Source organism: Solimonas fluminis, from assembly GCF_002930645.1.
Lineage (GTDB): Bacteria > Pseudomonadota > Gammaproteobacteria > Nevskiales > Nevskiaceae > Solimonas_A > Solimonas_A fluminis.
The window spans coordinates 166,476-191,420 of record NZ_PSNW01000004.1; the positions used below are offsets into that span (position 1 = coordinate 166,476).

A 24,945-nucleotide genomic window follows, 5' to 3' on the forward strand; every position below is an offset into this window, starting at 1 on the left:
TTCAGGACGGCGGTTTGCGCTCGTGCGAGGGCGGGATGCCGAGACCCTCGCGGTACTTCGCTACGGTTCTGCGTGCAACTTGTATGCCTTCCTTCAGAAGCATTTCCGACAGCGTGGAGTCGGACAGCGGGCGTGCCGGGTCCTCGGCGGTGATCAGTCGCTTGATCATGGCCTGGATCGCGGTGGCGGAGCAGACCCCGCCCTGGGTGGTCTGCACATGGCTGGAAAAGAAGAACTTGAGCTCGTAAAGCCCACGTGGCGTGAGCATGTACTTGTTCGCGGTTGCGCGTGAAACCGTCGATTCATGGATCCCGAGCTGTTCGGCGATGTCCCTCAGGACGAGGGGCCTCATCGCTTCCTCCCCATATTCCAGAAAAGCGCGCTGTTCTTCAACTATGCATTGTGCGACGCGCAAAAGCGTCTCGTTGCGCGCTTCCAAGCTATTGATGAAATAGCGGGCTTCCTGCAAATGCTGCTTCAGGGTGAGCTGGTCGCGGGAACTGTCCGCGCGGCGAATCATGGATTGGTAGAACCCGTTGATGCGCAGCCGGGGGGCGTGCTCGGGGTTCAGCGAGACCTTCCAGCGCCCCTCCTTCTTGGCCACGAACACGTCCGGGGCCACGTAATCGGATTCGTGTGCCTGGAAGGGCCGCCCCGGGTGCGGCTGCAGCGACTGGATCAGCGCCAGGGCCAGCTCCACCTGGGGCTGCGGCAGGCCGCTGCCCTTGGCGATCAGCGCCGGGTCCTTGCGGGCCAGCAGGCCGATATGGTGGTCCACCAGGGTCAGCGCGGCCTGGATGCCCGGCTCGCGCGCCGGAAACTGCAGCAGCTGCAGGCGCAGGCACTCGGCCAGGTCGCGGGCCGCCACGCCGTTGGGGTCGAACTCCTGCACGGTCTTGAGGACCGTATCGACCTGGTCGTAGCTCACGCCCAGGGCCTCCTGCAGGCGCTGGGCGATATCCTCCCAGTTCTCCAGGTAGCCGTCGTCGTTGATGGCGTCGATCAGGTGGGCGGCGATCTCGGATTCGGTGGGCGTGAACGGCGCCAGCCCGGCCTGCCAGTTGAGGTGGTCGCGCAGGCTGGCCTGGCCGTGGAGGTTGGCCTGGAGGTAGTCCTGCAGGTCATCGTCGTCGCCGCTCTTGCCGGACGTGCTGCCGGTGCCGGCGCCGTCGTAGACGTCGCCCCAGTCGGCATCCACCGGCATTTCCTGGGGGATATCGGCGTCACTGCTGACCTCCACCGCCGCCACCTCGGGAGCGCCGGAAGCCTCGTCGGCCTCGCCCGCCGAGGCCTCGGCCTCGGGTTCCGCCGGCGCGTCGGCGTCCATCTCCAGCATGACGTTGGATTCCAGCACCTGCTGGATCTCCTGCTGCAGGTCGAGGCTGGACAGTTGCAGCAGCTTGATCGCCTGCTGCAGTGCCGGGGTCATGGTCAGGGACTGCCCCAGCCGGAGGCCCAGGGAGGTCTTCATGCGGAGAAAGCTGCGGCGTGAATCATGTCTCTCATTCTACGCCTGAAACGGTACGAAAGTTGCTTCACTTTTGATGCATTCCGTCCTTGGAATGGGAGGGCTCCGCAGGAGCCCCAGCGGGCGGGTCTTGCCGCCGGAGGCCGGGAAGAGTCCCGGCCGGAAGCCGTCGCGCCAGGGCGCTGCGGCTCCTGCAAGCTTACAGCTTGAACTGCTCGCCGAGGTACACCCGGCGCACCGTTTCGTTCTCCAGCAGCGTCGCCGGGGCACCCTCGGCGATCACCGCGCCCTCCGCAAGGATGTAGGCACGCTCGCAGAGCGACAGCGTCTCGCGCACGTTGTGATCGGTGATCAGTACGCCGATGCCGCGCTGCTTGAGGTGGTGGACGATATGCTGGATATCACCCACCGCGATCGGATCCACGCCGGCGAAGGGTTCGTCGAGCAGGATGAAACGCGGATTGGCCGCCAGCGCGCGGGCGATCTCGACGCGGCGGCGCTCGCCGCCGGACAGGGACTGTCCTTCGCCGTCACGGATATGCGCGATATGCAGTTCCCCGAGCAGCCGCTCCAGCTCCCGCTGGCGGCCGGCCTTGTCCAGGTCCTCGCGCGTTTCCAGGATCGCTAGGATGTTCTCCGCCACGGTCAGCTTGCGGAACACGCTGGCCTCCTGCGGCAGGTAGCCGATGCCGCGCCGAGCGCGGGTATGCATGGGAGAGCGGGTCAGGTCCTCGCCGTCCAGCTCGATACGGCCGCCGTCGGCGGCCACCAGCCCCACGATCATGTAGAACGAGGTGGTCTTGCCGGCGCCATTGGGGCCAAGCAGGCCCACGATCTCGCCGGCCCGCACGTTGACCGAAACGTCGCGCACCACGGTGCGCTTCTTGTAGCGCTTGACCAGGTGGTGCGCGCTCAGCACGGAGGAGGCGCTCACGGCTGGGCTCCGGTTTCGGCGGCAGGCGGCGGCGGGGCCTTGGGTCCGCCGCTGGCGGGGGCCGCCTTGGGCGGCGGCTGGATCACGATCTTGACCTGGCCGCCCTCGCCGCCGGCCGCCTTGATACGGCGGGCGGCGGCATCGTAGCCGATATTGTCGCCGTCGATCTGGTCCTTGCCGCGCGTCAGGTGCGCGTTGCCGAGGATGTCCACCATGCTGGTGCGGCTGTCGTAGTTGAGCGTGCGCGCCTCGGCGCTGACCGGAGGGCCGGCCTGGCCGTTCTTTTCCTTGAGCCCGGGGTGATCCAGCCGCGCCGGCTTGCCGGTGACGCTGGCGGTGAACTGTCCGTCCGCCAGCTGGCGCAGTTCCAGCCGGTCGCCCTTGAGGCGGAGCGTGTCGGAGCTGAGCTGCACGTTGCCGCTGTAGATCATCGCGCCGTTCTGTTCCCATTCGGCGCGGTCGGCCGTGACCGTGACCGGGCCGGTGGGACGCAGTGCATCCACCGCCGTCTCGCGCTTCTGCTGCGCCGACGCCAGGCCCGCGGCCAGGCCCAGCATCAGTACCAGGGCCGCCTTAGCCGCGGGGCTGCGGAACATAATCCACCTCGACTTCATTGAGCAGCTGCACCCGTGTCCCGCTCCAGTCGGCGCGCAGGCCTCGGGCCCGCGCGGCGCGGTTGTCGCCGCTCAGGCGCACGCGGTCTTCCGTGGCGATCTCCTTGCGCTCCAGGTCCACCCACAGGGAATCGGTATCCACGCGCACGTTTTCGCCGCTCTTCATGCGGCCGACCATCTCCACCGGCTTGTCCAGCCGGATACGCTGCTCGCCGGCCGGCATGCGCCCGCTGGGCGATTGCAGGTTCCAGGGTCCGCCCTCGCCCAGGCGCTGCACCCGCAGCGTCTCGAAGCGGGCCGAGCGGTCGTCGTAGTACTGCGCGGCGGCCGCCGTCGCCAGGATCAGCGGCTGGCCCTGCGCATCCAGGCGCGTCCATTCCACGCCCTCGAGCTGGTAGCGCGGCGGCGCCTCGCCGCCGTCCGCCTGCTCCGTGCCCGCCGGCTGGAAGCCGCGCAGCATGGTCAGCGCTGCCAGGCCCGCCAGCACCGCCGCCACGCCCAGGAACAGGGAGCCGCGCGCCATCAGATCCGGCCCTGCGCTTCCAGCACCAGGTCGATCGCCTCGCGCACCGCGCCATGGCCGCCGCTGTAGCGGCTGGTCCAGTGGGCCAGGGCCAGGGCCTTGGGGTGGGCGTCGGCCACGGTGCAGGCCAGGCCCACGCGCCTGAACAGCGGCAGGTCCGGAACGTCGTCACCGACGTGGGCGCACTGTTCGTCGCTCAGCCCCATCTCCGCGCACATGCGCAGGTAGGCCGGCTCCTTGTCCTCGGTATCCAGGGCGATGTGCTTCACGCCCAGCCACTCCAGGCGGCGGCGCATGGACTCGGAAGGCCGGCCGCTGATCACCGCGACCTGCAGGCCGAGCTTGAGCGCCAGCTTGATGCCGTAGCCGTCGCGCACGTAGTTGGTCTTGGTTTCCTCGCTGTTGGGGCCGATGTAGAGCTTGCCGTCAGTGAGGACGCCGTCGATATCGAGGAACACGCAGCGGATCTTGGCCGCGCGCCGCTGAACTTCGGCTGAAGGCAGGGCCGCCATCACACCACCCCCGCGCGCAGCAGGTCCTGCATGTGCACGATGCCTTCCAGCCGGCCGGCCTCGTCCAGCACCAGCAGGGCGGTGATCTTGTGCTTCTCCATCATCTGCACCGCCTCGGCGGCGAGCTGATCGGCGCGCACCGACTTGCCGCCGGCGGTCATCACCTCGCGGATCTTCGCGCTGCGCACGTCGATGCCCTTGTCCAGCGTGCGGCGCAGGTCGCCGTCGGTGTAGACGCCCAGGACGCGATCGTCCGGGCCGACGATGGCGGTCACGCCCAGGCCCTTGCGGGTCATCTCCAGCAGGGCCTCGGTCAGCAGGGCGTCGGGGCCCACCTTGGGCAGCTCGGCGCCGCCGTGCATGACGTCGGCGATCTTCAGCAGCAGGCGCCGCCCCAGCGAGCCGCCGGGGTGCGACATGGCGAAGTCCTCCGGCGTGAAGCCGCGGGCTTCCAGCAGGGCCACCGCCAGGGCGTCGCCCATGGCCAGGGTGGCCGTGGTGCTGGAGGTGGGGGCCAGGTTCAGCGGGCAGGCTTCCTGGGCCACCGACACGTCCAGATGGACGTTGGAGGCCTTGGCCAGCGTGGAGCCGGGCTTGCCGGTCATGGAGACCAGCGGCACGCCCAGGCGCTTGATCAAGGGCAGGATCGTGACGATCTCGCCGGTCTCGCCGGAATAGCTGATCGCCAGGACCACGTCCTGGCGGGTGATCATGCCCAGGTCGCCATGGCTGGCCTCGCCCGGGTGCACGTAGAAGGCCGGCGTACCGGTGCTGGCCAGGGTGGCCGCCAGCTTGCCGCCGATATGGCCGGACTTGCCCATGCCGGTCACGACGATGCGGCCGGTGCAGCCCAGCATCAGGCGGCAGGCCGCCGCAAAGGCGTCATCGACGCGAGGCAGGAGGGCACTGAGGGCGTCGCGCTCGATTTCCAGTGCGCGCCGGCCCATGGCTTTGAGTTTTTCGGCATCCATAGGGGCGTAAGTATAAGCTGACAACCATGACGGAACCTGTGATCCCGACCTTCGATCCGGCTGCCTTCGGCTCCATCCTGTTCTTCACCGGAGCCGGGCTGTCGGCCGAATCCGGGGTGCCGACCTACCGGGGACATGGGGGCATCTGGGCGCAATACAACTACGAGGACTACGCCTGCCAGCGCGCCTTCGAGCGCGACCCGGCGCGGGTGCTGGATTTCCACGAGGTCCGCAGGACACATGTCCTGCGATGCCCGCCCCATGCCGGGCATCGCCACCTGGCGCGGCTGCAGGCGGCGTTTCCCCAGGTCCGGGTGGTGACCCAGAACATCGACGGCCTGCTGCAGCGGGCCGGCATCCGGGTGGACGCCGAGCTGCACGGCTCGCTGTGGCGCCAGCGCTGCCCGCGCCACGGCCTGCGGCAGGACCTGGACGCCGGTCCCTACCGCCACCGCCGCTGCCCGGACTGCGGCGCTTGGTTGCGGCCGGACATCACCTGGTTCGAGGACATGGTCAACGAGGCCGTGTTCGACACGGCGCGCCGGCTGGTGGCCGGCTGCGGGCTGTTCGTGTCCGTGGGCACTTCGGGCGTGGTCTGGCCGGCGGCGGGCTTCGCCCGGCTGGCACAGGAGAGCGGCGCCCTGATGGTGGAGATCAACCCCGAGGACAACGAGGCCAGCCCGCTCTACCGGCACCGGCTGCGGGGCAAGGCCGGGGAGCTGATTCCGGCGGCGTTTCCGCTGCCCGGGTGACCGGATCCCCAAGGCTTCTTGCCTCTGCCTCCGGGAGAGGCCGGCGCGACAGCGGCGGCTGAGGGACGCGCCTGCCGACCCTGCGGTGTCCGATCTCCGGCCGAGTCCCTCACCCCCAACCCCCTCTCCCACAGGCAGAGGGGAACAGCAGGACTATCGCAGCCCGCTCCTGCGCATCGCCGCCGGCGTGAAGAAGCCGTCCTCGCCCTGCCAGCGGTAGTTGGTCGGCTTCTCCAGGTTGTCGAGGCCGCCCACCACGTAGCGACCGTTGACGAAGTCGTAGCCCGCCTCCACCGCCGCCACCACCGCAGGCAGGTCGTAGGCCGTCATCAGGTGTCCCTCCTGCACACGCCAGAGCTGGTCGCGCTGGTCGTAGCAGTCGACATAGCTGATGTACCAGCTGTCCTCGTCCAGGTAGAAGGTCCGGCGCTTGTAGAGGTGCGAGGTGCCCTCGCGCACCGAGGCCTCCACCACCCAGACGCGGTGCAATTCGTAGCGCGCCAGGTCCTGGTTGAGATGCGCCGGGCGGATCACGTCCTTCGGCGGCAGGCCGCGGGCCTCCAGCGCGTAGCTGTTGTAGGGGATGTAGATCTCGCGCTTGCCCATCAGCTTCCAGTCGTAGCGGTCGATGGCGCCGTTGTAGATGTCGATCTGGTCGTGGGTACCGAGCGAGTCGGTGGCCAGCGTCGGGTTGTCGTAACCCAGTTCCGGCGCGCGGCGCACGCGGCGCTGGCCCGGGTTGTAGGACCAGGCCATGTTCGGCTCGCGCAGCTGGTCGATGGTCTGGTGCACCAGCACGATGTTGCCGGCCAGCCTCGGCGGCGACAGCACGTAGGTGAGGTAGTACAGGAAGATATTGTCCTTCAGGTCCGCCGGCTCGATGCCGATCTGGTTGTACTTGAGCTTGACGTAGCGCAGCACGCGCGTGACCTCGAAGTCGCCGCTGCGGGTGACGACGGCGGCGTTGTAGTAGCCCTCCAGCGCCGGCGCCACGTACTTGGTCTTGTGGTTCCAGATCGCCTCGGCGCCGGTCTTCGGTATCGGGAAGGCCGGCCCGGTGACCGCGTCATGCAGCGAGTCGGTGCCCTCCAGCGTGGCGCGCAGGGCGTTCTTCTTCACCGCCTCGTAGACGCCCTGTGGGTAGGCCGCGCTGCGCCGCGTGGGATAGACCTTCATCGTGTAGGTCTTGTAGCGGCGGAAGCTGTCGAGCTGGCCCGCGGTCAGGCGGGCCTTGTGCTGCAGGTAGTTGGCCGAGCTGATCGTGAACAGCGGCTTGTCGGCGGCATAGGGGTCGGCATAGCCCTTCTGCGGGTCGATGGGCTTCTGCACCAGGCCGCCGGTCCACTCCGGGATGCTGCCGTCGGCATTGCCGGCGCGCTGCGCGCCCATCGGCGTCAGGTCCTTGCCCAGGCGGTCTGCCTCCTGCGGCGAAACCTTGGCCAGCAGCGGCGGCGACAGCAGCGCGAGGGACAATGCGGCAAGCGTGATGGCTTTCATGCGGGACACCTCAGAACGCGTACTTGACGCTGAACGCCGCGGAGTCGCGGTCGTGGATCAGGTTGGTGTTGCGGTAGTCGGGGCCGACACCGAAGAAGCTGATGTAGCTGAGATCGAAGGCCCAGCGGCCCAGATAGTCGAAGCGCAGCGACAGCTGCGCCTGCATGCTGTCCTCGATGAAGGAGCGCGCGGGGCCCGCCGGCGTGCCGTTGACGTCGTGGAAGAAGGTCAGCGTCGGGCTGAAGTTCCAGCTGCTGCCGAGGAAGTTGGAGTAGTTGAGGAATGTCAGCAAGCGGTAGCCCCAGCCGAAGTCCTCGGAGTAGTAGTCGTTGGACACGCCCTCGGTGCCGCCCTTCTGGAAGGTGCCCGGCCCCTCGAAACGCAGCTCGTCCTTGCCCGGCATGTCCAGGATCCGGGTGGCGCCGACTTCCAGCAGGATCGTCCACTGGTCGGCGAAGAAGGGGTTGTCCGGCCCCCAGAGGTAGGTGCCGGTGAGCTGCCATTGCAGCATGTCCATGCGGCGCCAGCCCTGGAAGTAGCTGCCGGGCGCCACGTCCTGGCCGAGCTGATTGTCGGGGAAGAACATCGAGAAAGCCGTGCCGCCCACCGGCCCGGCGAGCTGCGCCACCGGCGCCAGGCCGTGGTAGACCAGCTCGTAGTCATCGATCTGGAAGGGCTGTCCGTGGCGCCAGCTGAACTCGCCCTGCAGGGCCACGCCCAGCGGCGTGTCGGTGTTGAAGCTGATGCCGGTGACCTGGATGTCCTCCGGATACTCCAGGCGGTAGCCGCCGACGCCATGGATACCGCGCAGCTTCTCCACCTGACCCGGCGTCAGCGACTGCGGCTCCAGCAGTCCGCGCACCAGCAGCACGCCGGTCAGGCCGGTCGGGTCCTGCAGGCCCGTGGCGCCGATCTCGTTGTACTGCTGCCACTGGGCCTCGCTCAGCGCATAGCCGCTGGTCAGCGGCAGGCTGGAGTGGATGTTCATGAAGAACAGGCCGAACTCCATGCTGTTCCAGTCCGGCACGATGCGGGTCAGCGCGAAGCCGAACTGCCCGTCGGCACGCGCGTCCCTGTCCGGGCGGCGGAAGATCCGGTAGCCGTCGGGCAGGTCGTTCTGCTCGAAGAAGGCGCTCTCCAGGATCAGGAACTCGCCGCCGATCGACAGGCCATCCACCTGGCCGAACAGGCTGCCCTGCGGATCGGCCACCACCTTCTCGTTGCCGAGCTGGTAGAAGGCTTCCAGGCTGATCTCGTCGGTGATGCCGAGCTGCGCATAGGCCAGCGGCACCGGCACGAACACGTTCTTCAGCTCCGAGCCGGGGTAGCGCAGCTTGGTCAGGTCGTAGGTGTTGACCGAGTTGATGCCGAACTGGATGAAGGTGCTTTCACCCCAGCTGATCACCTGGTTGCCCAGGCGCACCGTGAGCGGCATCTCCGCCACTTCGAAGTTGGCATAGCCGTACCAGTCGAGCAGCCGCAGGTCGGCGGCATAGGCTTCTACCACGTTATCCCCACGGCGGCGGCCGTTGAGAGCAGCCTCGTCGAATTCCGCGTTGACCGGATCGTAGTAGCCGTAGACCCGCAGGAAGGCGCCGGCGTCGCCCCAGTTCAGGTTCAGGTCCTGGTTGAACTGGATCGGTGCATAGCTGATATCGCCGCGGTCGTAGTTGAGGTTGCCGTCGTCGATGTTCGACGATAGCCCGGTGCCGCCGTTGCCGCGGCTCACCAAGCCGGGGTCGCGATCCTGCACGCGCACCGCCACGCCCGCTGTCAGCAGCGTGTCGACCTGCAGCGTGGCGTCGCCGAACCTGGCCTCGTAGGCCTGCGCCGGCGCGGCGGCGGTCGCCGCCGCGATCAGGGCGCAGGCGGCGCGGCGCTTGGACGGTTTGCGCATGACTCCCCCGTGGACGCCACCTGCCTGGGCAGCGCCGTTGTGTTGTCCATCATCTCACGCCGCCGCAGTGCCGCACCGAAGCCGAGCTGTGCCAGAGCCAGTGCATAGTGCATGGAATCGACCTGCGGCCACCGCCCCCGCGGCGCGAAAGCACCCGCGGCCAGGGTGGCGACGATCCCCAGCCCGATCGGCACAACCAGCGGCGGCAGACGCCGCTCGCGCCACAGCAGCAGCGCCCAGCCCAGCAGCGTGGCCAACCCCACCAGCAGGCGGGCCTGGGGCTGTATCCAGGCGGCGGCGCTGAACAGCAGCAGTGCGCCGACCGCTGGCGCCGCGCGGCGCGCGCCCAGGCCGGCATAGGCCAGCAAGACCAGCGGCAGGCCGAGCGTCCCGGCCAGGAAGGACAGGCCCTGGTGCCACGGCTGCAGGGCCGGCACCGGGCCGTAGCGCAGGCTGCCCGCCGCCGCCGCCAGCGCGATCACCGCGAAGCCGGCCACGGCCAAGGGCCGCGAACGCGCCAGCGCCATTGCCGCCAGCGCGGCGGCGCAGAGCGCGGCATCGGAGATCACGGTTTCGAGTTGCATCTCAGGGCACCCTCGCCGCAGCGGCATCGGGGGGCGGGGCCTCCTTGCCGAAGTCCGGCGGCAACCAGGGCCGGCGCAGCGCCTCGCGCAGCGTCGGCGCCGTGCGCATCTCCTGCCACAGCGCCTGCCAGTCGTGGAAGGCGATGCGCAGCGGGTGGTGGCTTCCGACGTTGTGCGTCAGGCCGTAGCGCACCTTCTCCCCTTCCGGCTCGAAGGTCCCGAACAGACGGTCCCAGACGATGAAGATGCCGCCGTAGTTGCGGTCGATGTACTGGGGGTTGGCGCCATGGTGCACGCGGTGGTGCGAGGGCGTGTTGAGGACCCATTCCAGCGGCCCGAGTCGGCCGATGGCCTCGGTGTGGATCCAGAACTGGTAGATCAGGCTGATGGCGCCGGCCGTGATCACGTGCGCCGGGCTGTAGCCGGCCAGCGCCAGCGGCATGAAGAAGCCATAGGAATACAGCGGCGTGGTCCAGGACTGGCGCAGTGCCGTGGTCAGGTTGAAGGCCTGGCTGGAATGGTGGTTGACGTGCGCCGCCCAGCCGGCGCGCACGCGGTGGCTGAAGCGGTGGTACCAGTAGAAGCAGAAGTCATGCCCGAGGATCAGCAGCGGCCAGGCCCAGATGGCGCCCATGTCGATGTCCCACGGCCGGTGCTCGTAGAGCGCCACGTACACCGCCACCCAGAACAGCTTGCACAGCAGGCTGATGAAGACGTTGCCGACGCCCATCGCGAGGCTGGCAATGGCGTCCGGCCCATCGTAGGCTTGCCCGCGACGGATCAGCCACGCCGCCTCCATCGCGACCAGCGCGAGGAAGGCGGGAATGGCATAGAGCACCAAGTGTTCCATGACGCCATGGTGCCGCGAACCAGGGGAGGCGTATTGACCGCAGGCACGAGCACATTGTCTTCAGGCGACAGCCTCGCGGGCACTGAACCGCAGCTCGTCTTCGTCGCCTATGCCCGCGGGCTGATCGACCACCTGCGCACCCGGCAGCTCGACATCGCTGCCCTGCTGGCGCTGGCCGGCCTGGACGAGGCGGCGCTGGACCAGCCGGCACGCACGATCTCCGCGGACACCTACGTGCGCCTGTGGGCGGAGGCCGAGCGCCTCAGCGGCGACCCGCAGTTGGGCCTGCATGTCGGCGAACTGGTGCGGCCCGGCAAGTACGGCGTGCTGGGCTACGTCATGATGAGCTGCGAGACCCTGGGCGAATCCCTGCTGCGGCAGCTCCGCTACCAGGACCTGGTCGGCAAGTCCGGCCGTTCGGAGCTGGTGCAGGGCGGCGACCGCTGCGAGCTACGCTGGCATTCGGCCATGGCGCGCGGCTCGCGCCACGTCGGCGAGGAGCACGTGGCGAGCTGGGTCGCCTTCGCGCGCTGGATGCTCGGCGCACCGGGCCGCGATCCGGTGGAGGTGCAGTTCGAGCACCCCGCCCCGACCGACCTCGCGGAGCACCAGCGCCTGTTCCGCTGCCCGCTGCGCTTCGGTCAGCCCTATACCGCCGTGGCCTTCGAGCCCGGCCTGCTGAAGCTGCCGTTGCGCGACAAGAACCCCGAGATGCGCGCCCTGATGGACCGCCACGCCGAGATGCTGCTGGCGCAGCGGGTGCAGGGCGAAGCGGAACTGACCCAGGAAATCCGCGAAACCATTGCGAAGCAACTCGCCGACGGCGTGCCGGAGATCGAACTGGTGGCCGCGCAGCTCAAGGTGCAGCCGCGCACGCTGCAGCGCCGCCTGTCCCAGGCCGGCACCAGCTACAAGGACCTGGTCGATGACGTGCGGCGGCGGCAGGCACTGAAGTACATCGCCGATCCGCGCCTGAACCTGCCGGAGATCGCGTTCCTGCTGGGCTTCTCGGAGCAGAGCTCCTTCCAGCGGGCGTTCAAGCGCTGGACGGGGTTGCCGCCGGGGCAGTATCGGGAATGTGGCGGGGGCTGAGCCACCCCTAGAGTTTTCCCGGCCGTTCGTGCCGAGCCTGTCGAAACATGAACGGTCCGCGCACCGCGCCGCTCACCTTACGACGGGTCCAGGGCCATCGTCAGGTGAGACTCTCGATGGCGCGGGCCTCTCCGGCCTCGCAGCACGCACAGGAATACAGCATCACCGGCGGCCGATACGCCGCCTTGAACTGCGCCAGGCTCATCTCCCGACCGGCACTGAGTGCCGACTCGATGCGCAGCAGCCGGATCACCCGCAGGTCATCACGGCTCGTCTCCCGGGCGATGCGCTGCTCGGCCAGCGCTGCTCCGGCGCGGTCGAGATCCTTCCACTCTTCCGGCGTCGCCTCGAACACGAACACCTCGTCCGTCTTGCCGCTGCTGGCGGAAAACAGGCCGCCGCTTGCCGTCTCGCGCTCGCCGGAAAACTGGAAATGCGGGAACACGGCACCGCAGGCCTGGCAGCGCAGGCGCAGCACCGTGCCCGGAACCGAACGCAGATCGGTGCTCATGCGCCCTTGATGCGGGCATAGGCATCCAGCGCGCGCTGCCGCGTTTCCGCCAGGTCCACGATCGCGGGCCGCTGCGCGCCCGGCATGTGCAGGCGATCCGTCGGCAGCGCCGCCAGTTCCGGCAGCCAGCGCCGCAGGTATTCACCCTGCGGATCGAACTTCTGCGACTGCAGCACCGGATTGAACACGCGGAAGTAGGGCGCAGCGTCCGCGCCACAGCCGGCGGTCCATTGCCAGCCCAGGGTGTTGTTGGCCAGGTCGGCGTCCACCAGCGTGTCCCAGAACCACTTCGCGCCCTCCTGCCAGGGGATCAGGAGGTTCTTGGTCAGGAAGGAGGCGACGATCATGCGCACACGGTTGTGCATGATGCCGGTGGTCCACAGCTCGCGCATGCCGGCATCGACGATGGGGACACCGGTGCGGCCGCGCTGCCAGGCGGCGAGGTCGGCGGCGTAGTCCTTGGGCTTGCGCCAGGGAAAGGCGGCGAACTTGTCGTACAGCGGTTCCGTCGGCGTCCTGGGAAAGTGGAACAGCAGGTGGTGGGCGAATTCGCGCCAGCCGATCTCGCGCAGGAAGTGGTCGGTGGTGGCGATGCGGCCGCTGCCGCGGTCCTCGGCCAGGGCGCGCTGCATCCGCATCAGCACTTGACGCGGGCCGATATCACCGAAGTGCAGGTGCGGCGACAGGCCGGAGGTCGCATCCTGCGCCGGCTGGTCGCGCCGGGCGGAGTAGTCCAGCACGACGTCCTCGGCGAAGCGCTCCAGGCGCTGGCGGGCGCCGCCAGCACCGGGCTGCCAGCGGCCCGGAAACGCCGCGGCCCAGGCGATCCGGGGCAGCAGTTCCAGGGCCTCAAGCGGCAGGCTTTGCGGCGGTTCCGCGGCCGGCACCAGCGCGGCGGGCACCGGCTCCAGGCGGCCGGCCGGCAGCAGGGCCTGGGCCGCCTTCCAGTAGGGGGTGAAGACCCGGTAGGGATCGCCGCCACCGGTCCGGATCTGCCAGGGCTCGATCAGCAGGGCGCTATTGGCGCTCTGGGCTTCCAGGCCATCTTCCCGCAAGGCTTCCTTGATGCGGGTGTCGCGGGCGATGGCGGCCGGCTCGTAGAGGCGGTTCCAGAAGACCCCGCCGGCGCCGGTTTCCCTGGCCAGCCGGCGCAGTTCGGCCAGGCTGTCGCCGCGGCGGATCACCAGGGGGCAGCCGCGCTTCGCCAGCTCCCCGGCCAGGTCGGCCAGGCTGTGGTGCAGCCACCAGCGGGAGGCCCCGCCGGGCGCCCACTCCCCCTCCTCCTCCGGCGACCAGATGAAGACCGGGATCAGCCTTTCGGCTTCGCGCAGGGCCAGGTGCAGGGCGGGGTTGTCGGCCAGCCGCAGGTCACGGCGGAACCACAGGATGGCAGTGTTCATGGCAGGGCAAAACGGAGGCGGTAACGGCCGCCGGCGGCGGCAAAAGTCACTTCTGTCGGCTCACCGGGGCGGACTTCCACCAGCTGGGCCGGCCCCAGGGACAGGTCATCGCCCAGCGCCCGGCACACCGCCAAGTCCATTTCCGACAGCAGCTGGGCGGCCAGGAACACCCGGGGCTGGTCCTGCAGGCTGGCGAACAGGCGCCGGACACTGTCCAGGGATTCCAGAACATGGTCCAGCCGCGGACCGGGGGCGAAATCCTCCTCGCCGTCGCGTTCCAGCAGGGCGGCCAGCACCAGGCTGTCCGGGCCCCAGTCCGGGTCCACTTCCAGCCGGCCGGGACGGCGCTGGCCCGGCCGCAGGCCCTGCCAGTCGGGGGCGGACAGGGTGAAGGCCCGCAGGCGGCAGCGCCCGGCCCGGCCGGCCACGGCCAGCAGCAGGTAGACCTCGTCCGGGGTCCATTCGGGGGTGTCCTGCAGGCAGTGCAGCTGGTCGACGGTCAGCGTCGGCATGGCGAAAGACGGCGGATGGGAGGTGGGCAGTATAATGAGCGTCTATGTCCTCCTCCCCCATGCCCGCGGTCGCCATTTCCGGCGTCCGTAAGTCCTATGGCCCGCTCCAGGCCCTGCGCGGAATCGATTTCTCGATCCGCCAAGGGGAATTCTTTGGCCTGCTGGGCCCCAACGGCGCCGGCAAGTCCACGCTGATCAGCATCATCGCCGGCCTGGTCGGCGCCGATGCCGGTACGGTGGCGGTGATGGGCCACGACACGGTGTCCGATTTCCGCGCCGCCCGCCGCAAGCTCGGCGTAGTGCCGCAGGAACTGGTCTTCGACCCCTTCTTCAAGGTGCGCGACATGCTGCGCATCCAGGCCGGCTACTACGGCTGCGGCAAGGAATCCTGGCCCTGGATCGACGAGATGCTGGAGCGCCTGGACCTGGCCGACAAGGCCGGCTCGCCGATGCGCGCCCTCTCCGGCGGCATGAAGCGCCGCGTGCTGGTGGCCCAGGCCCTGGTGCACAAGCCGCCGGTGGTGATCCTGGACGAGCCCACTGCGGGCGTGGACGTGGAACTGCGCCGCACGCTCTGGTCCTTCATGACCGACCTGCACCGCAAGGGCACCACCGTGGTGCTGACCACCCACTACCTGGAAGAGGCGCAGGAGCTCTGCGAGCGCATCGCCATCCTCGACCACGGGCAGGTGCAGGTGATCGAGACCACGCAGCAGTTGCTGGCGCGCCACCCCTTCCGCTTCCTGCGGCTCAAGCTGGCGGCCGGCGCGGTGCTGCCGGAGAGCCTGCGCGCCCTGGTGTCGGGAGAACCCAACGGCTCGGTGGAACTGAAGCTGGAAACGGCCAGGCATCCCATTGCCTCGGTGCTGGAGACGCTGCGCCTGGCCGGCGTGGCGATCGAGGACGTGCACACCCGCGACCCCGACCTGGAGGACATCTTCGTGGAGCTGACCGGCGGAGACGACGCATGAGCCCGGACCAGATCGGCTTCCAGACCTTGCTGAAGAAGGAGGTCATGAGGTTCTGGTCGGTGCTCGGCCAGACCGTCACCGCGCCCGTCATCACCGCACTGCTCTACCTGCTGGTGTTCGCGCAGGCGATGCAGGGCCGCGCCTCGGTGTATCCGGGTGTCAGTTACACCGAATTCCTGCTGCCCGGCCTGATCATGATGACCGTGATCCAGAACGCCTTCGCCAACACCTCGTCCTCCCTGATCCAGTCCAAGGTGATGGGCAACCTGGTGTTCCTGCAGATGGCGCCGCTGGGTCCCTGGGAATGGTTCGGCGCCTACGTCACGGCGGCGCTGGTGCGCACCACGCTGGTGGCCGCGGCGATGCTGCTGGTGACGATTCCCTTCGTGCAGCTGCCGATCCGGGAACCGCTGGCCCTGCTGGCGATGTTCCTGCTGTCCTCGGCGAGCTTGGCAGTGCTGGGCCTGATCGCCGGCATCGTGTCGCAGAAGTTCGACCACATCGCCGCCTTCACCAACTTCTTCATCACGCCGCTGAGCTTCCTGTCGGGCGTGTTCTACTCGGTGCACGCACTGCCGGCCTTCTGGTACCAGGCCTCGCACCTGAACCCCTTCTTCTACATGATCGACGGCTTCCGCTACGGCTTCTTCGGCCAAGCGGACGTCCCCCTGCTGCAAAGCCTGCTGTGGAGCCTGGGATTCTTCCTGGTGGCCTCCGCGGTGTGCCTGTGGATGCTGATGACCGGCTACAAGCTCAAGAAGTGAACGCCCCATGATGACCAAAGAAACAATCAAAGCGCTGATCGAAGCCGGGCTGCCCGGCGCTCAGGTGACCGTGCGAGGCGAGGACGGCACGCATTTCGAGGCCGACGTGATCTGCGCCGAGTTCGCCGGCAAGCTGCCGCTGGCGCAGCACCGCATGGTCTACGCCACGCTGGGCGAGCGCATGGGCCGCGAGATCCACGCGCTGCAGCTCAAGACGAGGGCCGCCTGATGGACAAGCTGCTGATCGAAGGCGGCGCCTGCCTGAAGGGCGAGGTGCGCGCCTCCGGCGCCAAGAACGCCGCGCTGCCGATCCTCTGCGCCGCGCTGCTCAGCGACGAACCGCTGACGCTGCACAACGTGCCGGCGCTGCAGGACATCAAGACCACCTACAAGCTGCTCAAGCAGATGGGCGTGGAGGTCTCGCCGGAGGGCACGAACAGCGTCACCGTCAACGCCCGGCCCATCACCACGCACATCGCGCCCTACGAGCTGGTCAAGACCATGCGCGCGTCGATCCTGGTGCTCGGCCCGCTGGTGGCGCGCCGCGGCGAGGCCCAGGTCTCGCTGCCCGGCGGCTGCGCCATCGGCGCACGCCCGGTGAACCTGCACCTGATGGGCCTGGAGGCCATGGGCGCGGAGATCCGCGTGGAAGGCGGCTTCATCTATGCCAAGGCGTCGAAGCTCAAGGGCGCCCGCATCATGTTCGACACCGTGACCGTCACCGGCACCGAGAACCTGATGATGGCGGCCGTGCTGGCCGACGGCGAGACCGTGCTGGAGAACGCCGCCCGCGAACCCGAGGTGGTGGACCTGGCCCGCTGCCTGACCGCCATGGGCGCCAGGATCAAGGGCGCCGGCACCACCACCATCGTGATCCAGGGCGTCAAGGACCTGAAACCGGCCGAGCACACGATCCTGCCGGACCGCATCGAGACCGGCACCTTCCTGGCCGGCGCCGCGATGACGCGCGGCCAGGTGCGCGTGACGCATACCGATCCCAACCTGCTCGACGCCGTGCTGGTGAAGCTGCAGCAGGCCGGCGCCTACGTGCGCACCGGCGAGGACTTCATCGAGGTGGACATGCAGGGCCGCCGCGCCCGGGCGGTGACCGTCATCACCCATCCGCACCCGGGCTTCCCCACCGACATGCAGGCCCAGTTCATGGCGCTGAACTGCCTGGCGGAGGGCACCGGCGTCATCACCGAGTCGATCTTCGAGAACCGCTTCCAGCATGCGGCGGAGCTGCAGCGCATGGGCGCCAGCATCAAGCTGGAAGGCCATACCGCGATCATCACCGGCAAGGAATCGCTGACCGGCGCGCCGGTGATGGCGACCGACCTGCGCGCCTCCGCGGCGCTGGTGGTGGCCGCGCTGGCCGCCCAGGGGCAGTCCGTGGTCGACCGCATCTACCACCTCGATCGCGGCTATGAGCACATCGAGGACAAGCTCGCCCAGCTGGGCGGGCGCATCACCCGCATCAAGTGACTCAGATGAGCCAGATCACCATTGCCCTCTCGAAGGGCCGCATCCTGGAAGAATCGCTGCCGCTGCTGGCCAAGCTGGGCCTGGAGCCGGCCGGCGACATCGACCGCCTGCTGCGCGTGCCCTCGCGCGACAAGAACGTCTCCTTCCTGATCATCCGTCCCACCGACGTGCCGACCTATGTCGAGTACGGCGCCGCCGACATGGGCATCACCGGCAAGGACGTGCTGATGGAGAACGGCAGCGACGCGCTCTACGAGCCGCTGGACCTCAACATCGCCCGCTGCCGCCTGAGCGTGGCCGCCCGCGTGGGCCACAAGCCCGGCAACGGCACGCGCCGCCTGCGCGTGGCCACCAAGTACCCCGAGATCGCCCGCCGCCACTTCGCCGCCAAGGGCGAGCAGGTGGAGATCATCAAGCTCTACGGCTCCATGGAACTGGCGCCGCTGGTGGGACTGTCCGACGTGATCGTGGACCTGGTGGCCACCGGCAAGACGCTGAAGGCCAACGGCATGGAAGAGACCGAGATCATCTGCCAGGTCAGCTCGCGCATCGTGGTCAACAAGGCCGCGATGAAGATGAAGCACGCCGCGATCCAGGACCTGCTGGAGCGCATCGCCAAGGTGAGCGGGCCGTGATCGAGATCAATCGCCTCGATACCCGCGACGCCGGCTTCGACGCCGCGCTGGGCCGCCTGCTGGACCGTGCGCCCGAACAGGACGGCGCCGTGCTGGCCGCGGTCGAGAAGATCGTGGCCGACGTGCGCGCGCGCGGCGACGACGCCGTGCTGGAACTGACCAACCGCTTCGATCGTCGCAGCGCCGCCAGTATCGCGGAGCTGGAGATCGGCAAGGACCGCCTGCGCCAGGGTTGGGAAGCCCTGCCCGCCGACCTGCGCGCGGCCCTGGAAGAAGCCGCCGCGCGCATCCGCGCCTATGCCGAGCACCAGCGCATCGCCCCCTTCGAGTACACCGACGCCCACGGCAACCGCATGGGCCAGATGGTGACGCCGCTGGACCGCGCCGGCCTCTACGTGCCGGGCGGCAAGGCCGCCTACCCCTCCTCCGTGCTGATGAACGCCATCCCGGCCAAGGTCGCCGGCGTCGGCGAGGTCATCATGGTGGTGCCGGCGCCGGGCGGCGAACTCAACGACGCCGTGCTGGGCGCCGCGCACCTGGCCGGCGTGGATCGCGTGTTCACCGTCGGCGGCGCACAGGCCGTGGCCGCACTGGCCTACGGCACCGCGACGATTCCCGCCATGGACAAGATCGTCGGTCCCGGCAACGCGTATGTCGCGGCCGCCAAGCGCATCGTCTTCGGCCAGGTCGGCATCGACTCCATCGCCGGCCCCTCCGAGATCGTCGTGATCGGCGACGGCCTCACCGATCCGCGCTGGATCGCGATGGACCTGTTCTCGCAGGCCGAGCATGGCGAGGACTCCGAGGCCATCCTGATCTCGCCGGACCGCGACTACCTGGACCGCGTGGCCCAGGCCATGGAAGAGCGCGTGAAGGAGCTGCCGCGCGAGAAGATCGTGCGCAGCTCGATCCGCGACCGCGGCGCGCTAATCGCCGTGCGCGACCTGGCCGAAGCCGCGGCGGTATCCAACCGCATCGCCCCCGAGCACCTGGAACTGTCGGTGGCCGAACCGCGCGAGCTGCTGAAGAAGATCCGCCACGCCGGCGCGGTATTCCTCGGCCGCCACGCGCCGGAATCCTTCGGCGACTACTGCGCCGGCCCCAACCACGTGCTGCCGACCTCGCGCGCCGCCCGCTTCTCCAACCCGCTGGGCGTCTACGAGTTCCAGAAGCGCAGCAGCCTGATCGACTGCACGCCGGAAGGCGCCAAGCCGCTGGCGAGGATCGCGGGGCGGATTGCCGATGCGGAAGGCCTGCAGGCGCACGCGCAGAGCGCGCGGGACCGCGGCTAGAAAAACGTCTTGCTGTAGGAGTGGGTGCTAGCCGCGAAGGTCAACCCACATGATGATCGGCTTTCGCGGCTAGCAGCTCCCACACCCGTTACCGGTTTCGGACATGAAAGTCGCAGCCCGGTTTCGCGAAGCGAAGCCGGGACGATGGCGGCGACGACGATCCCGGCTTGCCTGCGGCAAACGGCTGCGGGCTGAAGGGTTCCCCCACCCGTTCTTGCCGAGTAGCCTCGTGAGCGTGCGTATCGAGGCACGCCCCTGCGCATCCCGATAGGCGACGCTTCGCGGCGCTACTCGATGTGAACGGTTTGGTTGGAATTCCCGGGCAGGAATAAAAAAAGGCGGACCGGTCATCCCGGCCCGCCAGGTAAAGGAGGACTCGACGAGGAGAGCCTCCCAGTGCCTCGGTGGCAGAGCTGCTACTTCAGCTCCGCCGATGTCTTGCCCAGCAGGCGCCGCGCGATGATCAGCAGCTGGATCTGCTGCGTGCCCTCGAAGATGTCGAGGATCTTCGAGTCGCGCGCCCACTTCTCCAGCAGTTCGCCCTCGCCGTATCCCAGGCTGCCGCAGAGCTCCACGCACTTGAGCGCGATGTCCACGCAGCTTCTGCCGGCCTTGGCTTTCGCCATGGAGGCCTGCAGGGAATTCGGCTTGCGGTTGTCGGCCATCCAGGCTGCCTGCAGCGTCAGCAGGCGGGCGGCCTCGTAATCGGCCTCCATTGCCATGAACTGCGCCGCGGCGGCGGTCTGGACGGACGCCGGCCGGTTATAGTCCACGACGATACCCCCCGTTTCGAGGATTTTCCTCGTCTCTTCGAGGCAGGCGCGGGCCAGGCCGACGGCCATGGCCGCCACCAGGGGGCGGGTGTTGTCGAAGGTCTGCATGACCCCGGCAAAGCCCTTCTCGACGTTGATCTCGGGGTCGCCCAGCAGGTTGTCCTTGTGCACGCGGCAGTCGCGCAGGGCGAATTGCACGGTATCGGAGGCGCGGATGCCCAGCTTGTGCTCGAGCCGCACCAGCTCCAACCCCGGGGTGCCCTTCTCGACCACGAAGGACTTCACCGCGGCGCGGCCGATGTTGCGGTCCAGCGTGGCCCAGACCACCACCAGGTCGGCACGGTCGCCGCTGGTGACGAAGATCTTGTCGCCGTTGAGCACGTAGTAGTCGCCGTCCCTGGTCGCCGTGGTGCGGATAGCGGCGGAGTCCGAGCCGCAGTGCGGCTCGGTGATGGCCATGGCGGCCCAGCGGCCGGCGAAGCGCTTGAGCTGCTCGTCGTTGGCCACGGAGGCGATGGCGGAGTTGCCCAGGCCCTGGCGCGGCATGGTCAGCAGGAAGCCGACGTCGCCCCAGCACAGTTCCATGGTGCCCAGCGCGGTGGACATGTTGCTGCTGTTGCGGTTGCCCTGGTCCTGCACGGCGTCGCGGCGCACGCCGGCCGCGCCGGCACCCTCGCCGGCGCCGCTGGCATTCATGCCATCGAGCAGGGCGCCGAGGATGTCCAGCTCCTTGGGGTACTCGTGCTCGGCGAGATCGTACTTGCGCGAGTTGGGCCGGAAGATTTCGCGGGCCACCTGCTGGGCCTGGGACACCAGGCCGCGGAACTTCTTGGGGTTTTCGAGATTGATCATTGCCGGGTTCTCAGAGCAGCAGGCCGCCTTCCATGATTCCCACCGCGCGCAGGTCGCGGTACCAGCGCTCCACCGGATGCTCCTTGACGAAGCCGTGGCCGCCCAGCAGCTGCACCGCGTCGGCGCCGATCACGGCACCCTTGTCGGCACAGAGGCGGCGCGCCAGCGCGGCCTGCTGCACGAAGGGCTTGCCGGCCGCGGCCAGCGCGGCGGCGCGCCAGGTCAGCAGGCGCATGCCCTCGGCCTCGATGGCGATGTTGGAAATGTTGAAGGCCACGGCTTGGCGGTGGCTGATCGGCTCGCCGAAGGCCACGCGCTCGTTGCAGTAGGGGATCAGGTAGTCCAGCGCCGCCTGGGCGGTGCCGACCGACAGCGCGCACCAGGCCAGGCGGCTGCGGGCGATGAAGTTCTCGTAGGAAAAATCGCCTTCGCCGGCTCCCAGCAGCGCCTGGGCGCTGAGTTGCACGTTGTCGAAGCGCACGCGCGCGGTGGAGGCGGCGCGCAGGCCCATGGCCGGCTCCGCGGTGATGTGGATGCCCTTGGCGCTGGACTCGACGATGAACAGTGCCGGGCCGTGCGGGGTGCTGGCGGCGACCAGGAACAGCTCGGCGCTGGCCGCCATCGGCACCAGCGACTTCTCGCCGCTCAGCACGTAGCCGCCGGCATCGGTGCGCTTGGCCGCGGTGGACAGCTTGAAGGGATCGAACAGCGGGCGCGGCTCCAGCACGGCGATGGCCGAGACCGGCGCCTTCTCGTCGGTGAAGGCCGGCAGGTAGGTGGCCTGCTGCTGGGCGGTGCCCCATTCGGCCAGGGCCACCGCCACGCCCACCGGGGCGAGGCAGGCTACCGCCATGCCCAGGTCGCCGTGGGCCAGCGATTCGGCGATCAGCGCGTTGGTGACCACGGAACGCTCGCTGCCGGCGGCGCCGCCGAGCTGTTCCGGCACCTGCATGGAGCCGATGCCCAGTTCCGCCGCCGCGGCGAGCAGTTCCTTCGGGGTTCCGCAGGCGGTATCCGCCGCCTGCGCGGCCGGACGCAGCTGCTCGGCCGCGAAGCCCGCGACGGTGTCGCGGATCATCTGCTGCTCGTCGGTGGGCGTGAGGTCGAACAGGTCCCCGCCCGCGGCACCGGGGCGCAGGGCCTTGCTGGGACGCGGCGCGCTCTTGAACTGGCGGCTGACGGTGCCGATCAGGCGGAAGCCGGTGGAAGTGGCGCCGCGGATCACGGCGGTGGCGGCCTTGCGCAGCTTGGGATCGTCCAGCATCGGCGAACCGCCGAGGCGATTGAGGATCTTCAGCCCGAAGCCCATCAGGTTCTGGGTGGCGGTCATGTTCGTTTGTCGTGGGTAAAAAGCGTCTAGACGCTGTCGGCGCCCGGCAGGGGGCGGCCGACGACGGCCTCGCCGGTGCGCTGCAGGAAGTTGTCGACCAGGTAGATGAAGCGCCCCTGGATGAAGGGCGGCGCCACCAGGCGGTACATCAGCGGCACCGGCACGTCGCGCAGTTCGCCCTGCATCTCCACGATCAGGCGCGTCTGGCCGCCGAGGTCTTTCAGGCGGAAGCGTCCTTCCAGCGTGGCATTGCCATGCTTGGGAATCGCGGTCCAGCGGATCTCGCCTTTCTCGGTGTCGATGTCGTACTGCGCGGCGTAGCTGACCTCGTGCGCGATGTTGACGATGCGCGAGCCGATCGACTTCATCTCCCAGAGATAGCTGTTCTTCTTGCGCAGCCTGGTCAGCTTGCGCAGGCGCGGGAAGCGGCGGATGGTGCCCTCCACGTCCTTCAGCAGCGGCAGCAGTTGTTCGTAGGGCGCCGGCACGTTGAGGCCACGCTTGATCTGGATTCCGACTTTCATGGTCGCAACGGGTCGATGATGAGCCCCTAGATTGCACGCGCCGGCACCCTGCTGACCTTGGCCTGCGGAGGGGTGCCGCATGGCGCGCTAGCCAATCTTGGTTTCTATTGCAGTGCAGCATCAGCCGTCCCCAGGGGCCCCGCTGCCGGGCGCGCGGGCACATCGAGGATGCCAGCCGTTGGTGTTTTCGCCGCTGCCGCGGCGCGAGCGGCCGTACCGCGCGAAGGGGCTACGCCCCGCTCCGCAGCAGCCTTCGCAGGGCGTCGGGCTGCCGCAGGATCATGGTGCTGTACTTCATCGCGATCCAGCCCTGCGTTTCCCAGGCCTTCAGTTCCTTGCTCACGCTCTGGCGCGAGGTGGCCATCATGTCGGCCAGCAACTGCTGGGGCAGGCGCAGGCCGATGCGCACGCCCTCGCCGTCCGGTTCGCCGTACTGGGCGGCGAGTTCCAGCAGGCGCTTGGCCAGGCGTGCCGGCAGCGGCAACGCCGCCAGGTCGCCGTAGTAGGAAACCGACAGGCGCATGGCGAAGGCCAGGCGGCGCGCGAAGTGCTTGTAAAGCACCGGCTGCTGCTCCAGCAGATCTTCCAGCTTGCGTTTGGGCACCAGCAGCAGCTCGCAATCGCTGACCGCCTGCGCGTCGGAAGCGTGCGGCAGGCCATCGAGCAGGGGCACTTCGCCCCACCAGTCGCCCGGGCCGATGTAGGCGATGGTGTACTCGCGCAGGGCGAATTCCGCTCCCAGGCGCAGGCGACCGCGCTCGACGCGGTAAAAGCCCTCTGCCATCTCCCCGGTGCGGTACAGGTACTCCCCGGCCTTCAGCCTCCGGTGCTGCCCCAGCGCCAGGAGCTGCTGCGCCACGGTCCCAGGCATCTCCTGGAACCAGTGGCTGGGAAACAGCGCGGCAACTTCGGTAAGTGACATTTTCGTGCGGGGAGAAACGGGCCAGGGCCCGATTCTGTCAAAGCTTTGACAGATTTTCGCACGGGACCGCCCCTACAGTGCCAACCTGTTCCGCGGCCTCCGGCCGCCATATCGGAGTAGCGCCATTACCGCCCTGTCCAAGCGCCCCTCGCCGTTCTATACCGAGGATCACGATACCTTCCGCCAGCAGGCGCGCCGCTTCGTCGAGAAGGAAGTCGCCCCGCATATCGATGCCTGGGAAGCCGCGGGCGAGTTGCCGCGCGAACTGCATCGCAAGGCCGCCGAAGCCGGCCTGCTGCAGGTCTGCTTTCCCGAGGACTGCGGCGGCATCGACGTGGATCCCTTCTACGCCATCGTGCTGACCGAGGAGCTGGCCCGCGCCGGCAGCGGCGGCCTGATCGCCAGCCTGATGAGCCACGGCATCGGCACGCCGCCCATCTGCAAGGTCGGCAGCAAGGAACAGAAGGCGCGCTTTGCCGCACCGGTGCTGGCGGGCGAGAAGATCGCCGCACTGGCGATCACCGAGCCGGGCGGGGGTTCCGACGTCGCCAATCTCAGGACCGCGGCACGCCGCGAGGGTGATCACTATGTGATCAACGGCGCCAAGACCTTCATCACCTCCGGCATGCGCGCAGACTTCCTGACCGTGGCGGTACGCACCGGCGAACCGGGCCTCTCCGGCATCTCGCTGCTGGTCGTGGAGGCCGGGACGCCGGGATTCACGCGCAGCCCGCTGCAGAAGATGGGCTGGTGGTGTTCGGATACCGCCTCCCTGTACTTCGACGAATGCCGCGTACCGGTCGCCAACCGCATCGGTCCGGAGAACGCCGGCTTCATGGCGATCATGCTCAACTTCAACAACGAGCGGGTCGGCCTGATCGCCAACGCCCTGGCCTTCGCCCAGGTCTGCTACGACGAATCCCTGGCCTATGCGCGCGAACGCCAGACCTTCGGCAAGCCGCTGATCCGCAACCAGGTGATCCGCCACAAGCTGGTGGACATGCGCACGCGGATCGAGGCGGTGCGCGCGCAACTGGACCTGCTGGTCTGGCGCATCACGCAGGGCCAGATGCCGGTGGCGGAACTGTGCATGCTCAAGGCCCTGGCAACCACCTCCCTCGAATTCGTCGCCAGCGAGGCGATGCAGATCTTCGGCGGTGCCGGCTACCTGCGTGGCGCCAAGGTGGAGCGCATCTACCGCGAGACCAAGGTGCTGACCATCGGCGGCGGCTCCCTGGAGATCATGAAGGACCTGGCTGCACGCCAGATGGGCTACTGAG

Annotated in this window: 26 protein-coding genes; 9 read left to right on the forward strand and 17 right to left on the reverse strand. The window is 68.7% G+C overall.

Going from position 1 to position 24,945, the window contains the following annotated elements:
• Position 1 precedes the first annotated feature (1 nt).
• The 6 genes from C3942_RS09235 to C3942_RS09260 form a co-directional block, all read right to left on the reverse strand.
• Positions 2 to 1,471: an RNA polymerase factor sigma-54 gene (locus tag C3942_RS09235; RefSeq protein ID WP_104230093.1), complete on the reverse strand. Its 1,470-nt coding sequence runs from the start codon at positions 1,469 to 1,471 to the stop codon at positions 2 to 4.
• A 196-nt stretch (positions 1,472 to 1,667) separates the two neighbouring features.
• Entirely contained in the window at positions 1,668 to 2,387 is a 720-nt protein-coding gene (lptB, locus tag C3942_RS09240; protein WP_104230269.1) for an LPS export ABC transporter ATP-binding protein, read from the reverse strand.
• A gap of 11 nt (positions 2,388 to 2,398) precedes the next feature.
• Positions 2,399 to 2,998: a lipopolysaccharide transport periplasmic protein LptA gene (gene lptA / locus C3942_RS09245; RefSeq protein WP_165797390.1), complete on the reverse strand. Its 600-nt coding sequence runs from the start codon at positions 2,996 to 2,998 to the stop codon at positions 2,399 to 2,401.
• Entirely contained in the window at positions 2,976 to 3,539 is a 564-nt protein-coding gene (gene lptC / locus C3942_RS09250; RefSeq protein ID WP_104230095.1) for an LPS export ABC transporter periplasmic protein LptC, read from the reverse strand. The genes lptA and lptC overlap by 23 nt, the downstream gene beginning before the upstream one ends.
• Complete coding sequence (locus C3942_RS09255) at positions 3,539 to 3,997, reverse strand: KdsC family phosphatase (RefSeq protein ID WP_243393560.1); 459 nt, start codon at positions 3,995 to 3,997, stop codon at positions 3,539 to 3,541. The genes lptC and C3942_RS09255 overlap by 1 nt, the downstream gene beginning before the upstream one ends.
• 53 nt (positions 3,998 to 4,050) lie before the next feature.
• Positions 4,051 to 5,022 (reverse strand): KpsF/GutQ family sugar-phosphate isomerase, encoded by a 972-nt coding sequence (locus C3942_RS09260; protein ID WP_104230097.1) that lies wholly within the window; start codon positions 5,020 to 5,022, stop codon positions 4,051 to 4,053.
• Between the two features lie 26 nt (positions 5,023 to 5,048).
• Here C3942_RS09260 and C3942_RS09265 point away from each other — a divergent pair, with 26 nt between their 5' ends.
• Positions 5,049 to 5,774, forward strand: a complete 726-nt coding sequence (locus tag C3942_RS09265; protein ID WP_104230098.1) for an SIR2 family NAD-dependent protein deacylase — start codon at positions 5,049 to 5,051, stop codon at positions 5,772 to 5,774.
• Between the two features lie 153 nt (positions 5,775 to 5,927).
• On the opposite strand, the gene C3942_RS09270 is transcribed toward C3942_RS09265, so the two are convergent.
• Genes C3942_RS09270 through C3942_RS09285 form a run of 4 tightly spaced genes read right to left on the reverse strand, consistent with a single transcriptional unit; the run spans position 5,928 to position 10,602 of the window.
• Positions 5,928 to 7,271 (reverse strand): DUF1329 domain-containing protein, encoded by a 1,344-nt coding sequence (locus tag C3942_RS09270; RefSeq protein WP_104230099.1) that lies wholly within the window; start codon positions 7,269 to 7,271, stop codon positions 5,928 to 5,930.
• A 10-nt stretch (positions 7,272 to 7,281) separates the two neighbouring features.
• A complete protein-coding gene (locus C3942_RS09275; protein ID WP_104230100.1) occupies positions 7,282 to 9,168 on the reverse strand; it encodes a DUF1302 domain-containing protein in 1,887 nt (628 codons plus the stop codon).
• Positions 9,129 to 9,752, reverse strand: coding sequence for a hypothetical protein (locus tag C3942_RS09280; RefSeq protein WP_104230101.1), 624 nt, complete (start codon positions 9,750 to 9,752; stop codon positions 9,129 to 9,131). The genes C3942_RS09275 and C3942_RS09280 overlap by 40 nt, the downstream gene beginning before the upstream one ends.
• 1 nt (position 9,753) lies before the next feature.
• Complete coding sequence (locus C3942_RS09285) at positions 9,754 to 10,602, reverse strand: sterol desaturase family protein (protein WP_104230102.1); 849 nt, start codon at positions 10,600 to 10,602, stop codon at positions 9,754 to 9,756.
• Between the two features lie 33 nt (positions 10,603 to 10,635).
• Between C3942_RS09285 and C3942_RS09290 the strand changes: the two genes are divergently transcribed.
• Positions 10,636 to 11,694, forward strand: a complete 1,059-nt coding sequence (locus C3942_RS09290) for an AraC family transcriptional regulator (protein ID WP_165797391.1) — start codon at positions 10,636 to 10,638, stop codon at positions 11,692 to 11,694.
• Between the two features lie 100 nt (positions 11,695 to 11,794).
• On the opposite strand, the gene C3942_RS09295 is transcribed toward C3942_RS09290, so the two are convergent.
• Genes C3942_RS09295 through C3942_RS09305 form a run of 3 tightly spaced genes read right to left on the reverse strand, consistent with a single transcriptional unit; the run spans position 11,795 to position 14,117 of the window.
• On the reverse strand, positions 11,795 to 12,205 hold the full coding sequence (locus tag C3942_RS09295) for a hypothetical protein (protein WP_104230104.1): 411 nt from the start codon (positions 12,203 to 12,205) through the stop codon (positions 11,795 to 11,797).
• Positions 12,202 to 13,605 (reverse strand): cryptochrome/photolyase family protein, encoded by a 1,404-nt coding sequence (locus C3942_RS09300; RefSeq protein WP_104230105.1) that lies wholly within the window; start codon positions 13,603 to 13,605, stop codon positions 12,202 to 12,204. Before C3942_RS09300 ends, C3942_RS09295 begins: the two co-directional genes overlap by 4 nt.
• A complete protein-coding gene (locus tag C3942_RS09305; protein ID WP_104230106.1) occupies positions 13,602 to 14,117 on the reverse strand; it encodes a hypothetical protein in 516 nt (171 codons plus the stop codon). Before C3942_RS09305 ends, C3942_RS09300 begins: the two co-directional genes overlap by 4 nt.
• 59 nt (positions 14,118 to 14,176) lie before the next feature.
• On the opposite strand from C3942_RS09305, the gene C3942_RS09310 reads away from it, so the two are divergent.
• Genes C3942_RS09310 through hisD form a run of 6 tightly spaced genes read left to right on the forward strand, consistent with a single transcriptional unit; the run spans position 14,177 to position 19,264 of the window.
• Entirely contained in the window at positions 14,177 to 15,088 is a 912-nt protein-coding gene (locus C3942_RS09310; RefSeq protein WP_104230107.1) for an ABC transporter ATP-binding protein, read from the forward strand.
• Positions 15,085 to 15,852, forward strand: a complete 768-nt coding sequence (locus C3942_RS09315; protein WP_104230108.1) for an ABC transporter permease — start codon at positions 15,085 to 15,087, stop codon at positions 15,850 to 15,852. Before C3942_RS09310 ends, C3942_RS09315 begins: the two co-directional genes overlap by 4 nt.
• A gap of 10 nt (positions 15,853 to 15,862) precedes the next feature.
• A complete protein-coding gene (locus C3942_RS09320; RefSeq protein WP_104230270.1) occupies positions 15,863 to 16,081 on the forward strand; it encodes a BolA family protein in 219 nt (72 codons plus the stop codon).
• Positions 16,081 to 17,337 (forward strand): UDP-N-acetylglucosamine 1-carboxyvinyltransferase, encoded by a 1,257-nt coding sequence (gene murA / locus C3942_RS09325; protein WP_104230109.1) that lies wholly within the window; start codon positions 16,081 to 16,083, stop codon positions 17,335 to 17,337. The genes C3942_RS09320 and murA overlap by 1 nt, the downstream gene beginning before the upstream one ends.
• 5 nt (positions 17,338 to 17,342) lie before the next feature.
• Positions 17,343 to 17,972: an ATP phosphoribosyltransferase gene (gene hisG / locus C3942_RS09330; protein WP_104230110.1), complete on the forward strand. Its 630-nt coding sequence runs from the start codon at positions 17,343 to 17,345 to the stop codon at positions 17,970 to 17,972.
• Positions 17,969 to 19,264: a histidinol dehydrogenase gene (gene hisD, locus C3942_RS09335; protein ID WP_104230111.1), complete on the forward strand. Its 1,296-nt coding sequence runs from the start codon at positions 17,969 to 17,971 to the stop codon at positions 19,262 to 19,264. Before hisG ends, hisD begins: the two co-directional genes overlap by 4 nt.
• A 416-nt stretch (positions 19,265 to 19,680) precedes the next feature.
• Here hisD and C3942_RS09340 read toward each other — a convergent pair whose 3' ends face one another.
• The 4 genes from C3942_RS09340 to C3942_RS09355 all read right to left on the reverse strand — a co-directional run bounded on the left by C3942_RS09340 (position 19,681) and on the right by C3942_RS09355 (position 23,602).
• The gene (locus tag C3942_RS09340; protein WP_104230112.1) at positions 19,681 to 20,889 is read right to left on the reverse strand and encodes an acyl-CoA dehydrogenase family protein; all 1,209 of its coding nucleotides are present in this window, start codon (positions 20,887 to 20,889) and stop codon (positions 19,681 to 19,683) included.
• Between the two features lie 10 nt (positions 20,890 to 20,899).
• A complete protein-coding gene (locus C3942_RS09345; protein ID WP_104230271.1) occupies positions 20,900 to 22,198 on the reverse strand; it encodes an acyl-CoA dehydrogenase family protein in 1,299 nt (432 codons plus the stop codon).
• A 47-nt stretch (positions 22,199 to 22,245) separates the two neighbouring features.
• Complete coding sequence (locus C3942_RS09350) at positions 22,246 to 22,743, reverse strand: SRPBCC family protein (RefSeq protein WP_104230113.1); 498 nt, start codon at positions 22,741 to 22,743, stop codon at positions 22,246 to 22,248.
• A 229-nt stretch (positions 22,744 to 22,972) separates the two neighbouring features.
• The gene (locus C3942_RS09355; RefSeq protein WP_165797392.1) at positions 22,973 to 23,602 is read right to left on the reverse strand and encodes a Crp/Fnr family transcriptional regulator; all 630 of its coding nucleotides are present in this window, start codon (positions 23,600 to 23,602) and stop codon (positions 22,973 to 22,975) included.
• A gap of 196 nt (positions 23,603 to 23,798) precedes the next feature.
• On the opposite strand from C3942_RS09355, the gene C3942_RS09360 reads away from it, so the two are divergent.
• Positions 23,799 to 24,944 (forward strand): acyl-CoA dehydrogenase family protein, encoded by a 1,146-nt coding sequence (locus C3942_RS09360; RefSeq protein WP_104230115.1) that lies wholly within the window; start codon positions 23,799 to 23,801, stop codon positions 24,942 to 24,944.
• Position 24,945: the final 1 nt, after the last annotated feature.